The organism is Streptomyces sp. NPDC007162 (assembly GCF_040634175.1).
GTDB lineage: Bacteria > Actinomycetota > Actinomycetes > Streptomycetales > Streptomycetaceae > Streptomyces.
Genome location: NZ_JBEYFC010000321.1, coordinates 1 through 10,427, shown reverse-complemented (window position 1 = coordinate 10,427; position 10,427 = coordinate 1). Strand labels below are relative to the sequence as shown.

Below are 10,427 nucleotides of genomic sequence, written 5' to 3'. Positions count from 1 at the left end.
GCAGCCCGCGTGTGCAGCAACTCCTGGGGGCGTTCACAACCGCAGTTCTTCAGTTCTGGCTGTCCAGCCACTTTTCCAGGTCATCCGGTCGGCAGCGGAGGGACTGACCCACCTTGCGGAATGGGATCTGTTCAGCCTTCCAGTTCCCGTACACCCAGGAACGAGGCTTGTTCAGGTAGTCGGCGACATCGTCAACGGTCATCAGCCTGTGCTGCATATTCCTCCCTGGTCCGGAGCTGCGGCCGTTCCGCGCCCTCACTTTCAGTTTGGCCTACGCCGAACCAGTTGCGCCCAGTTCGGACTGGTGGCGATCCTCACATCTCCGAACCTGCTGCCACCAGTTCGGTTGCTGGTATGGTCGGTCTTGTGAACACACCACCACCACACGACACGGGCCCGGAGTGGCAGCGCGAAGGAGCAGAGATCGTCTGGCGTGAGGTCCACGGGCCTTGGCTGGTCGAAGCGCGCTGCCCCGTCGCTGCCCCCTTCACTGGGCCGTCCCAGTTGACGATCCGGCTCAACATCGGCGGACCGGACGAAGACAAGATCGTCCGGCTCATGGATCAGGCCCTGGAGACTGACGGCATCCCCGCCACCCTGCTGCGGCAGATCCCACTAGCAGAGATCAAGGCAGGTGCCCGCGCGGCGCTCGCCCGGCAGGAAGACAGGGCGATGAACGACGCCTACCCCGTCCCGGCACGGTGCCGGACGGAGGAGGACTACGCGCTGTTGGTCGCGGAGCTGGCCCGGATGCGCGCCACCGGTACGACCGCGCCCCAGCAAGAGCTGGCCGGCCGTCTGGGCATCGGCAAGGCCACCATGTCCGAGCGCATCAAACGATCTAAAGAACTCGGGCTGTGGGACGGACGGAAACTCACCGAAAAGGCGTCCGCGATTCTCACCCAGTGGCACCAGGGCCAGGAAGGAAACTGACACCTTGGCAAAGCGCGGTAACGGTCTCGGGGGGACTCCGGTGGAGATCCCGCGCAAGGGCAGACCGAACACCTGGGGTGTGCGCACCCCGCTCCACTTCAACAAGGCCACAGGCAAGAAAGAGCGCTACTGGATAGGACGCGAGTACAAGACCAAGACCGAGGCGGAGAAGGCACTCCGGCAGTGGCACACAGACCACGAAGCCGGGAAGATCGCCGCCCGCTCGGACATGAAACTGGGTGACTGGCTCGACAAGTGGCTGGCGAACCATCGGAAGGAGGGAACAACCGTGGCCGGGTACGAAACAAAGATCCGTCTGCACATCAAGCCGCACATCGGCAGTGTGAAGCTGTGCGAAGTCACCGATGAGACGCTTGATGATCTGTACCGGTTGCTGGAGACCGTGCCCTGTCCCACCAACAAGGGCAAGCCGCTAGGGGCGAAGAGTGTTCGGCACGTGCACAACATCCTGTCCGGCGCTCTCGGGGCCGCTGTGCCCAAGCTGATCCCTGCCAACCCGGCAGCAACGGCGCACCCGCCGACGTCCCGGCAGATACGGGCTCAGGAGCAGAAGTACCCGACCCTGGACGACGGCCAGACGGCCCGCTTCCTGGAAACCGTGTGGCAGCCGTGCGGCAACCGGGCCTGTGACATCGGCCTGACCCATCACTGTCTCCGGGATGCTCCGCTGTGGACCGTCTACGCCGCAACCGGCGTGCGGCGCAGTGAGGCTCTGGGGATGAAGTGGTCTCTGATCCACTGGGATGAGGGAGCCATCGAACTGGGCTGGGTCGTGGTCGAGGAGGGCAATACCTACCGCCTGCGGAAGCTGACCAAGGACGGCGACGACAACGCGGTGATCTACGTGGATCAGTCTGTGATCAACGTCCTGAAGTGGCAGAAACAGCGACAGGACGCCGAACGAGCCCGTCTCGGCTCCGCCTGGGTGGATCACGACCTGGTGTTCGCTCGGGACGGCTTCAAGCTCTACCGGGGCGAGGCAGGCGGCCCGCAGGACCCGGAGAAGGTCTCTGCTCGGTGGCGCACCCTGCGGAACCGTCTGCACCTGCCGGAGGACTTCCGTATCCACGACTGGCGGCACAGCAAGGTCACGAACGATCTGGAGGCCGGGGAGAACCCCGTAGAGGTCTCCGCCAACGTCCGGCACCACTCGCCGGGCTACACGATGGCCCGGTACGGCCACTCTCGTAAGGACGGAGCGCGCCGACTGGCCGCCTCCGGTGCGGGCCGACTCGGCCTGTCATCCCTGGTCTGACCTGGGAAGTCTCCAGGCTGTTGGTCACGTGGTTGGTCACGCCACAGCCAGAGAAACAGAAAAACCCCAGATGAACTGGGGTCTCTGCTGGTGTCCGAGGGGGGACTTGAACCCCCACGCCCGATAAAGGGCACTAGCACCTCAAGCTAGCGCGTCTGCCATTCCGCCACCCGGACCAGGTGTCTGCCGCCTGACCGGGGGTGTTCCCCGCGGCGACAGGGACAACAATACCAAGCTTTCGGAGTGCCTTTCACCTGCGTTTGGGCCCGCATACCCGCAGGTGGGGGCCGTCTCACCCAGTGTGTCCGGTCTGCTACCGCCCGGGCAGCAGGGCCCGCAGGGCCCGGACCAGGGTGGCAGCCGTCTCCCCGTCCAGGGGTGCCAGGAAGCGGCGCTCGGCCGCCAGCCGCGCCTCCTCGGCCCGCCCCATCCGCTCCCGCCCGGCCTCGGTCAGCTCGACGATGTTGCGCCGCCGGTCCTGCGGACTGCGTCGACGCTCGACCAGCCCGCGCCGCTCCAGCCCGTCGAGGAGCGCCACCATTGTCGTCCGGTCCACCCCCATCCGCCCCGCCACCTCGATCTGCGACAGCGGCTCGGCCCCGGCCAGCACCACCAGCACCGCAAGGTCGTGCCCGTCCATGCCGTAGGGCGCGAGCGCCTCGGCCGACGTCCGCGACAGCTCGGCCTGGACGTGCTTGAGCAGGTAGCCCAGCCGGGATTCGAGGGGATCACTGACCATGCGACAGACGATACCGAAAACATATCGTCAGCTATGCTGACCATCACCTACCCTGATGACCATGACCACCCCCGTGCGTTTCGGCATCAAGACGACACCCATGCACGTCCCCTACGACGACATCCGCCGCGTCTGGCAGGAGGCCGACGCGATACCCGAGATCTCCGACGCCTGGCTCTGGGACCACCTGCTGCCCGTGGCGGGGCCGAAGGACGGAGTCGTGCACGAGGGGTGGACGCTGCTCGCCGCGCTGGCCGCCCAGACCGGGCGGCTGCGCCTCGGGCTGCTCGTGACCAGCAACCGGATCAGGCCGCCCGCGCTCCTCGGCAAGATGGCGTCCACCGTGGACGTGGTCTCGGGCGGGCGGCTGGTCCTGGGTCTGGGCGTGGGCGGGACGCACCAGCCGCCCGGGGCCGGCGGGATCCAGGGAGAGAATCCGGCGGTCGCCGAGTACGAGGCCTACGGCCTCACGCTCGTGCCGCCCGCTGAGGGCATCGCCCGGCTCGCGGAGACGGTACGGATCCTGAAACTGATGTGGACCCGGGACGTCTTCGACTTCGAGGGCGAGTACTACCGGCTCACGGGCACGCGCAACGAGCCCAAGCCGGTGCAGCGGCCGGGCCCCCCGCTGCTCATCGGCGGGTGGGGCACCCGCCTGCTGCGGCTGGTCGCCGAGCAGGCCGACGTCTGGAACGTGCCCGGGCCGCCGCACAACACCGTGGAGTTCGTCGCCGAGCGGGCCAGGGTGCTGGACGCGCACTGCGCGGACCTGGGCCGGGACCCGGCGGAGATCGTCCGTTCGGTCCAGGTCCTGGTGTCGTACGACGACCCGGCGGCGACCCGGGCCACGGTCACCGCCCTGGTCCGCGCCGGGATGAACCACATCGTGCTGAGCCTGCCCCGCCCCTATCCGCAGGGCGTGGCCCGACGGCTCGCCGAGGAGGTGATCGCCCCCGTGCTCGCCGTCACGGCATGAGCCGGTGGCTCGGGAAGTTCCCCGGCAGCCGCTCCCCGGCCGGCCCCTGCGTCACCGCCTTGACCAGCAGCTCACCGCCGACGAACGCGCCCCGCCAGGACGCGCCGAAACCGCTGAACAGCTCCTCGCGGTCGCCGCGTGAAATGGCCTGCCATGGCCGACCTTGAAGGCGCGGATCCCCGGCGCCAGCCGGGCGTGATCAGGGCCGGTGACGTCAGGAGCGAGTGGCTGATTCCTCTTCTTCGCCTTCCTCTCCTGCTTCGGCGGCGGCGCCTTCTACCCCCTCTTCGCCGCCCTCACCCCGGACTACTTCGGCGAGAACTACAACGCCACCAACTACGGGCTGGTCCACAGCGGCAAGCTCGTGGGTGGCGGCGGCGACCGCCGCCCTGCTGCTGCGGCAACCGGGCCGGGGAACGGGCACGAGCTCGACGGCGGGGGCGTCCCGCTGTGGAGCCCGGGTCAGGCCTTCGCGCGCTCGTGGTACGACCGGCGGGTGTGTTCCGTGTGTTCGTGCATCAGGATGGTCGCCAGCTGTTCGTCCCGGGACCTGATCGCGGCTGTCAGTTCGCGGTGTTCGATCCAGGACTGGCGGCCGCGTTGGCGGGCCACCGGGGTGTAGTACCCGCGGACGCGGCGGTCGACCTGCGCGGCGAGTTCGGCGAGGACCGTGTTGCCCGCCAGCTCCATGATCTTGGCGTGGCACGCGGCGTTCAGGGCGACGGCCGTGTCCACGTCGTCCGCGGTGACCGCCTGCTCGCCCTCGGCGCACGGGGATTCGAGCGCGGTCACTCCCGCGCTGCCCGCGTTGGCCGCCGCCAGCCGGGCCGCCTCCGCCTCCGCCTCCGCCTCCGCCCCCGCCCCCGCCCCCGCCTCCAGGAGGGTGCGGACGGTGAGGAGTTGGTCGGCCTCCGTCTCCGTCGGCTCGTGGACGAACGCGCCCTGGGCGGGCCGCAGATCGACCCAGCCCTCGGTGTTCAGCCGCTTCCGCGCCTCGCGCACCGGTTGCCGGGAGACGCCGAGGTGCCCGGCGAGCTCGCTCTCGACGAGGGGCTGGCCGGGCTGGAGGGCGCGGGTCGTGATGAGCTCGAGCAGTGCCTCGTACACGCGGTCGCGCAGCGGGCCGGGCCGAGCGGGAGTTGGGGTGGCGCCTCGGGGGGGGGCGCCTCGGGGGTGGCGCCTCAGGGGCAGCGCACGACCTGCCCGGCGTACGAGAGGTTGCCGCCGAAGCCGAACAGCAGGACCGGGTCGCCGCTGCTCACGCGCCCCTGTTCGACCAGCTTGGACAGGGCGAGCGGGATGCTGGCGGCGGACGTGTTGCCCGATTCGATGACGTCCCGCGCGACGACCGCGTTGACCGCGCCGATCTTCTGCGCGAGCGGCTCGATGATCCGCAGGTTGGCCTGGTGCAGGACGACGGCCGCGAGGTCGACGGGGTCCACGCCCGCCTTCTCGCAGGCGCGCCGGGCGATGGGCGGCAGCTGGGTGGTGGCCCAGCGGTAGACGCTCTGCCCCTCCTGGGCGAACCGGGGCGGGGTGCCCTCGATCCGCACGGCGTGGCTCATCTCGGGGACGGAACCCCACAGCACCGGTCCGATCCCGGGCTCCTCACCGGGCGCGCAGGCCTCGACCACGGCCGCGCCCGCCCCGTCGCCGACGAGGACGCAGGTCGTGCGGTCGGTCCAGTCCGTCACCTCGGACATCTTGTCCGCGCCGATGACGAGCGCACGGGTGGCGGCGCCCGCCCGGACCGTGTGGTCGGCGGTGGCGAGCGCGTGCGTGAAACCGGCGCAGACCACGTTGACGTCTATCGCGGCGGGCCCGGGAACTCCCAGCCGGGCGGCGACCCGGGCGGCCATGTTCGGGGACCGGTCGATCGCGGTGGAGGTGGCCACCAGTACCAGGTCGATGTCCGCCGGGGTGAGACCGGCCGCGGCGAGGGCCTTGGCCGCGGCGTGTGCGGCGAGTTCGTCGACGGGTTCGTCGGGGCCCGCGATGTGCCGGGTGTCGATGCCCACCCGGCTGCGGATCCACTCGTCACTGGTGTCGACCATGCTCGCCAGGTCCGCGTTGGTGAGCACCTTCGCGGGCTGGTAGTGGCCGACGGCGGCGATGCGCGAGCCGTTCATGGGTGGTGGGTCCCCCTCGTTGCCTCGGTGTGGGCCCACCAGTCTGTTCAGTGACTCGCGAGTACGACGGCACGTAAGGCCACAGGAAACGGGCGCCCGAGTTGTCGGCTTCTTGCAGACTCCCGGACGCCCGGACATGCTTCCGGTTCAGCCGTTGAACAGCTGGGTCGCCTTCTGCACGAGTTCGTACACGCCGTAGGCGAAGGGGGCGCCCACCCAGAGCCAGGCCACGGCGATCAGCCAGCGGCGGTCCGGCTCAGGCCGGCTGCTGTCGTTCGACATCGACGGCCTCCCTCGGTGCGGGGATGTGGTGACGGGTGTGGACGGGCCGGACCAGCTCGTTGGCGACGAACCCGACGACGAGCAGCCCGATCATGATGCCGAAGGACAGGGTGTACAGGTCGGAGCCGTGTTTGCCGGCGCTCTTCTGGTGGTCGGCGATCCAGTTGACGATCAGCGGGCCGAGCACACCGGCCGTGGACCAGGCGGTGAGCAGCCGGCCGTGGATGGCGCCGACCTGGTAGGTGCCGAAGAGGTCCTTCAGGTAGGCGGGGACGGTCGCGAAGCCGCCGCCGTAGAAGGAGAGGATCACCAGGGCACAGAGTACGAACAGCGGCTTGGAGGAGTCCCCGAACAGGACGATGAGCAGGTACATCAGGGCGCCGACACCGAGGTAGACGCGGTAGATGTTCTTGCGGCCGATCAGGTCGGAGGTCGACGACCAGCCGATGCGGCCCGCCATGTTGGCGGCGGACAGCAGGGCGACGAACCCGGCCGCCGCGGACGCGGACACCGGGGTGGAGCTGTCGGCGAAGAAGTCCGTGATCATCGGGGCGGCCTTCTCCAGGATGCCGATGCCCGCGGTCACGTTCATGCAGAGCACGACCCACAGGCTCCAGAACTGCGGGGTGCGGATCGCGCTGTTCGCGGAGACCTGCACGCCCTCGAAGGCGCTCGGGGCGTCCGCGACCGGCTTCTCGGTGCGCGGGACCCGGATCAGCAGCACGCCGAGGGTCATGAACACGGCGTACGAAAGACCGTGCACCAGGAAGGCCAGCGCGATGCCATCGTTGTCACTGCCGAAGGAGGAGAGCATCTGCGCGGACCAGGGCGAGGCGATCAGCGCGCCGCCGCCGAAGCCCATGATGGCGATGCCGGTGGCCATGCCGGGCCGGTCCGGGAACCACTTGATCAACGTGGAGACGGGCGAGATGTAACCGATGCCGAGGCCGATCCCGCCGACGAAGCCGTAGCCGAGGACGATCAGCCAGTACTGCTCGGTCTCGGCGCCGAGCGCGGAGATCAGGAAGCCCAAGGAGAAGCAGATCAGGGCCACCGTCATGGCCCAGCGCGGTCCGTTGCGCTCGACGAGGGTGCCGCCGAACGCGGCCGACAGGCCGAGCATCACGATCGCGAGCTGGAAGGGCAGCGCGCTCTGAGTGCCGTTCAGGTGCAGCGCGGCTTCGAGCGGCGGCTTGAACACGCTCCAGGCGTAGGCCTGGCCGATGGAGAGGTGGACGGCGAGGGCGGCGGGCGGGACGAGCCAGCGGCTCCAGCCCGGCGGTGCTACAGGGGGGCTGCTCATGAGTCCCCAACGGTAGGGGCCCGAGGGGTGGTTGAGAACCCAACCGGTCGATCGTATGCGGTGAGCGGTATGCGGATCGCGCCGAACGGTCATGGTCCGGGCCCTAGTTCGCCTCACTGCATACTGTGGACAACATTTCGTCGACACAGTCAGCAGGCCGCCTCCGCGGTATCCCTCGCACCGAACGGGTGCTGAGCCCGCGCGGCGACTTCACCGCGCATGCCCACACCGCCGACGACCTGGCCGAGGTCGGCCCGGTCGACTACGTCTTCCTGGGCCTGAAGGCCAACGCGTATGCGGCGTGCGGACCGCTCATCGAGCCGCTGCTGCACGGGCGCACGGCGGTGGTCGCGGCCCAGAACGCCATCCCCTGGTGGTACTTCCACCGGCACGGCGGCCCGTACGACGGCCACCGCGTCGAGAGCGTCGACCCGGACGGTGCGGTGAAGCGCCGTGCTCGCCCCCCCGGCGTGGTACGGCACTTGGAGGGCACCAGGTTCGGTGGCCGCCGTCGGCCGTGGAGCGTCGGCCGTCCCGGTGTCTACGAGCTCCCGTTCGGGGCACCCGGGAGGCGGGCGCCACGCTCGGTTCGGGCGTGGTGATGGCCTTCGACGACACCGTGCCGCTCCCCCGGCTGCTGCTGCGCATCGCCGAGTTCTTCCGGGACGAGTCCTGCGGGCGGTGTGTGCCCTGCCGGATCGGGACGGTCCGGCAGGAGGAGGCGCTGCACCGGATCGTCGCCCGGACCGGGGCCGGGGCCGCCGGGTGGCTCAAGGAGTACGAGGCGGAACCGGACCGCTTCGGACCCGACGCGGCCCGCCTCGACGAGGAACCCAGGGTCGACAACGAGCTGTACGTACGCGACTACGACAAATGCATCCTCCGCTACGGGTGCGTGGACGCCTGCGGCGACCAGTGGCAGAACGGTTCGCGATCTCCGTCGCCGGGCGGGGCTTCGACGCCCGGATCGCCGTCGAGCGCGATGCCCCGCTGACCGAGTCGGCAGACGGAGACGACCACCGTGTGCGCGTACTGCGGTGTGGGCTGCAACCTCACGCTGCACGTGCAGGACAATGACATAGTCAAGGTCACCTCGCCGCACGACAACCCGGTGACCCACGGCAATCTCTGCATCAAGGGCCGTTTCGGCTACCAGCACGTACAGAACCGGGGCTGATCAGGACATGGGACGAGTCACGGAACGACGCAAGGTCATCCGCATCCGCGACGGAGCGGTCTCCACCCGGCCGGACACGCTGGTCGCCGAGGAGCCCCTGGAGATCAGACTCAACGGGAAACCCCTGGCGATCACGATGCGCACCCCCGGCGACGACTTCGCGCTGGCGGCCGGGTTCCTGGTGAGCGAGGGCGTCCTGGCGAGCGCGGGCGACCTCCAGAACATCGTCTACTGCGCGGGCGCCACGGCCGACGGCTCCAACACCTACAACGTGGTCGACGTGCGGACCACGCCGGGCGTCGAGCTCCCCGACTTCACCCTGGAACGGAACGTGTACACGTCCTCGTCCTGCGGACTGTGCGGCAAGGCGAGTCTCGACGCGGTGCGTACGACGACTCACTGGCCGATCGCCGACACTCCTGCGCTCCGGGTGGAGCCCGAGCTGCTCGCGAGCCTCCCCGACCGGCTCCGCGCGGCGCAGCGGGTGTTCGACCGGACCGGGGGGCTGCACGCGGCGGCCCTGTTCACGGAGGCCGGGGAGCTGGTGGACGTCCGGGAGGACGTGGGCCGGCACAACGCGGTGGACAAACTGGTGGGGCGGGCCCTGCAGAACGGCGACCTGCCGCTGTCCCGCGCCGTTCTTCTCGTCTCCGGGCGGGCCTCCTTCGAGCTGGCGCAGAAGGCCGTGATGGCGGGCATCCCGGTGCTCGCGGCGGTCTCGGCGCCGTCGTCGCTGGCGGTGGACCTGGCGGCGGAGACCGGTCTGACCCTGGTCGGCTTCCTGCGGGGCAGCAACATGAACGTGTACGCAGGTGAGGACCGCATCGCTCTGCGGGCCGCGGCCGCCCAGGGCTGAGCGGTTCCCCGCGTCACGGCGGCGGGGCCCCGACCGGCGGGGAGCGCCCCCTGCGCCGCAGGGTCCCCGTCTCAGTCCGGCCCCGCCTCGGTCAGGGGCGGGTGAGGTGTACGTCGGCGGCGGTCACGACCGTGCCCAGGCGCGGGAAGTCGAGCCGGACGGACGCCTCGTGCTCGGCGGCCGTGAGGGCGGCCATGGCGTCCTCGACGAAGACGAGGTCGTAGCCGAGGTCGGCGGCGGCGCGGGCGGTGGACTCGACGCCGAGGTTGGTGGCGATACCGCCGAACACCAATCGGGTGATACCCCGCCCGCGCAGCCGGGCGTCGAGGTCCGTCCCGTGGAAGCCACCGATCGTACGCTTGACGATCTCCACGTCCCCGTCCTTCCGCAGGCCCGCCACCAGGCCACTGCCCGGCGGCTGCTCGGCGAGCGAGGGGCGCTCCACCCGGAGGAGCACCACGGGGGCGCCGGCCGCGCGGAACTCCGCGGCCAGTTCCTCGGCGGCATGCAGGACTTCGGTGCCCTTGCGGGGCTCCAGGGGCAACGCGACGATGCGGTCCATCAGGTCGACGAGGACGAGGGCCGTACGCGCCGGATCGAGCGTCAGGGGTGCGGTCATGACGGAACGTTAGCCGTCATGAGCCGTCCGTACCGGAAATCCGGGTCAACAGACACATGAACCGGTCGCTGTCGCGGCCCGCCCGTGCCACGCCCGTGGCCTCCTTGGTCTTCGCCGGGACCGAGTCCAGGCCCTCG

At 70.0% G+C, this 10,427-nt stretch carries 11 protein-coding genes, 1 tRNA gene and 5 pseudogenes; 8 read left to right on the top strand and 9 right to left on the bottom strand.

The features are described from left to right. Nucleotides 1-49 precede the first annotated feature (49 nt). Nucleotides 50-217, bottom strand: coding sequence for a helix-turn-helix domain-containing protein (locus tag ABZ646_RS30335; protein ID WP_360525709.1), 168 nt, complete (start codon nucleotides 215-217; stop codon nucleotides 50-52). Nucleotides 218-558: 341 nt separating this feature from the next. On the opposite strand from ABZ646_RS30335, the gene ABZ646_RS30330 reads away from it, so the two are divergent. Together ABZ646_RS30330 and ABZ646_RS30325 are read left to right on the top strand one after the other, a co-directional pair. Continuing rightward, nucleotides 559-933: a helix-turn-helix domain-containing protein gene (locus ABZ646_RS30330; protein WP_360525706.1), complete on the top strand. Its 375-nt coding sequence runs from the start codon at nucleotides 559-561 to the stop codon at nucleotides 931-933. Nucleotides 934-937: 4 nt separating this feature from the next. After that, nucleotides 938-2,209: a tyrosine-type recombinase/integrase gene (locus ABZ646_RS30325; protein WP_360525703.1), complete on the top strand. Its 1,272-nt coding sequence runs from the start codon at nucleotides 938-940 to the stop codon at nucleotides 2,207-2,209. 88 nt (nucleotides 2,210-2,297) lie between these two features. On the opposite strand, the gene ABZ646_RS30320 is transcribed toward ABZ646_RS30325, so the two are convergent. Then, a tRNA-Leu gene (locus tag ABZ646_RS30320) sits at nucleotides 2,298-2,385 on the bottom strand. A 137-nt stretch (nucleotides 2,386-2,522) separates the two neighbouring features. Further along, the gene (locus tag ABZ646_RS30315; protein ID WP_360525700.1) at nucleotides 2,523-2,948 is read right to left on the bottom strand and encodes a MarR family transcriptional regulator; all 426 of its coding nucleotides are present in this window, start codon (nucleotides 2,946-2,948) and stop codon (nucleotides 2,523-2,525) included. A gap of 55 nt (nucleotides 2,949-3,003) precedes the next feature. On the opposite strand from ABZ646_RS30315, the gene ABZ646_RS30310 reads away from it, so the two are divergent. Next, nucleotides 3,004-3,924, top strand: coding sequence for an LLM class flavin-dependent oxidoreductase (locus tag ABZ646_RS30310; protein WP_360525697.1), 921 nt, complete (start codon nucleotides 3,004-3,006; stop codon nucleotides 3,922-3,924). On the opposite strand, the pseudogene ABZ646_RS30305 reads toward ABZ646_RS30310, so the two are convergent. Next, nucleotides 3,914-4,116, bottom strand: a pseudogene (locus ABZ646_RS30305) (aldehyde dehydrogenase); the annotation flags it as partial. The gene ABZ646_RS30310 and the pseudogene ABZ646_RS30305 overlap by 11 nt on opposite strands. Here ABZ646_RS30305 and ABZ646_RS30300 point away from each other — a divergent pair. Next, nucleotides 4,117-4,291, top strand: a pseudogene (locus tag ABZ646_RS30300) (MFS transporter); the annotation flags it as partial. It lies immediately after the preceding pseudogene. Nucleotides 4,292-4,386: 95 nt separating this feature from the next. Here the strand turns inward: ABZ646_RS30300 and ABZ646_RS30295 are convergent. The 4 genes from ABZ646_RS30295 to ABZ646_RS30280 all read right to left on the bottom strand — a co-directional run bounded on the left by ABZ646_RS30295 (nucleotide 4,387) and on the right by ABZ646_RS30280 (nucleotide 7,638). Continuing rightward, the gene (locus ABZ646_RS30295) at nucleotides 4,387-5,031 is read right to left on the bottom strand and encodes a GntR family transcriptional regulator (RefSeq protein WP_360525694.1); all 645 of its coding nucleotides are present in this window, start codon (nucleotides 5,029-5,031) and stop codon (nucleotides 4,387-4,389) included. A gap of 74 nt (nucleotides 5,032-5,105) precedes the next feature. After that, nucleotides 5,106-6,053: a beta-ketoacyl-ACP synthase III gene (locus ABZ646_RS30290; RefSeq protein ID WP_360525691.1), complete on the bottom strand. Its 948-nt coding sequence runs from the start codon at nucleotides 6,051-6,053 to the stop codon at nucleotides 5,106-5,108. A gap of 147 nt (nucleotides 6,054-6,200) precedes the next feature. Then, a complete protein-coding gene (locus tag ABZ646_RS30285) occupies nucleotides 6,201-6,335 on the bottom strand; it encodes a hypothetical protein (RefSeq protein WP_268239940.1) in 135 nt (44 codons plus the stop codon). Next, nucleotides 6,310-7,638: an OFA family MFS transporter gene (locus tag ABZ646_RS30280; protein ID WP_360525688.1), complete on the bottom strand. Its 1,329-nt coding sequence runs from the start codon at nucleotides 7,636-7,638 to the stop codon at nucleotides 6,310-6,312. Before ABZ646_RS30280 ends, ABZ646_RS30285 begins: the two co-directional genes overlap by 26 nt. A 185-nt stretch (nucleotides 7,639-7,823) precedes the next feature. Here ABZ646_RS30280 and ABZ646_RS30275 point away from each other — a divergent pair. The 4 genes and pseudogenes from ABZ646_RS30275 to fdhD form a co-directional block, all read left to right on the top strand. Further along, nucleotides 7,824-8,084, top strand: a pseudogene (locus tag ABZ646_RS30275) (2-dehydropantoate 2-reductase N-terminal domain-containing protein); the annotation flags it as partial. Between the two features lie 113 nt (nucleotides 8,085-8,197). Next, a pseudogene (locus ABZ646_RS30270) lies at nucleotides 8,198-8,401 on the top strand (NADH-ubiquinone oxidoreductase-F iron-sulfur binding region domain-containing protein); the annotation flags it as partial. Between the two features lie 3 nt (nucleotides 8,402-8,404). Further along, nucleotides 8,405-8,815: pseudogene (locus ABZ646_RS30265) on the top strand (Fe-S-binding domain-containing protein); the annotation flags it as partial. Between the two features lie 7 nt (nucleotides 8,816-8,822). Further along, nucleotides 8,823-9,671 (top strand): formate dehydrogenase accessory sulfurtransferase FdhD, encoded by an 849-nt coding sequence (fdhD, locus tag ABZ646_RS30260; RefSeq protein ID WP_360525685.1) that lies wholly within the window; start codon nucleotides 8,823-8,825, stop codon nucleotides 9,669-9,671. Nucleotides 9,672-9,762: 91 nt separating this feature from the next. On the opposite strand, the gene ABZ646_RS30255 is transcribed toward fdhD, so the two are convergent. After that, complete coding sequence (locus ABZ646_RS30255; protein ID WP_360525682.1) at nucleotides 9,763-10,290, bottom strand: isochorismatase family protein; 528 nt, start codon at nucleotides 10,288-10,290, stop codon at nucleotides 9,763-9,765. Nucleotides 10,291-10,427 lie beyond the last annotated feature (137 nt).

Bases quoted from the DNA above. Each gene is read 5' to 3' on its own strand.
- ABZ646_RS30335 (WP_360525709.1), bottom strand. From the start codon at position 217: ATGCAGCACAGGCTGATGACCGTTGACGATGTCGCCGACTACCTGAAC.
- ABZ646_RS30330 (WP_360525706.1), top strand. From the start codon at position 559: ATGGATCAGGCCCTGGAGACTGACGGCATCCCCGCCACCCTGCTGCGG.
- ABZ646_RS30315 (WP_360525700.1), bottom strand. From the start codon at position 2,948: ATGGTCAGTGATCCCCTCGAATCCCGGCTGGGCTACCTGCTCAAGCAC.
- ABZ646_RS30310 (WP_360525697.1), top strand. From the start codon at position 3,004: ATGACCATGACCACCCCCGTGCGTTTCGGCATCAAGACGACACCCATG.
- ABZ646_RS30290 (WP_360525691.1), bottom strand. From the start codon at position 6,053: ATGAACGGCTCGCGCATCGCCGCCGTCGGCCACTACCAGCCCGCGAAG.
- ABZ646_RS30285 (WP_268239940.1), bottom strand. From the start codon at position 6,335: ATGTCGAACGACAGCAGCCGGCCTGAGCCGGACCGCCGCTGGCTGATC.
- ABZ646_RS30280 (WP_360525688.1), bottom strand. From the start codon at position 7,638: ATGAGCAGCCCCCCTGTAGCACCGCCGGGCTGGAGCCGCTGGCTCGTC.
- fdhD (WP_360525685.1), top strand. From the start codon at position 8,823: ATGGGACGAGTCACGGAACGACGCAAGGTCATCCGCATCCGCGACGGA.
- ABZ646_RS30255 (WP_360525682.1), bottom strand. From the start codon at position 10,290: ATGACCGCACCCCTGACGCTCGATCCGGCGCGTACGGCCCTCGTCCTC.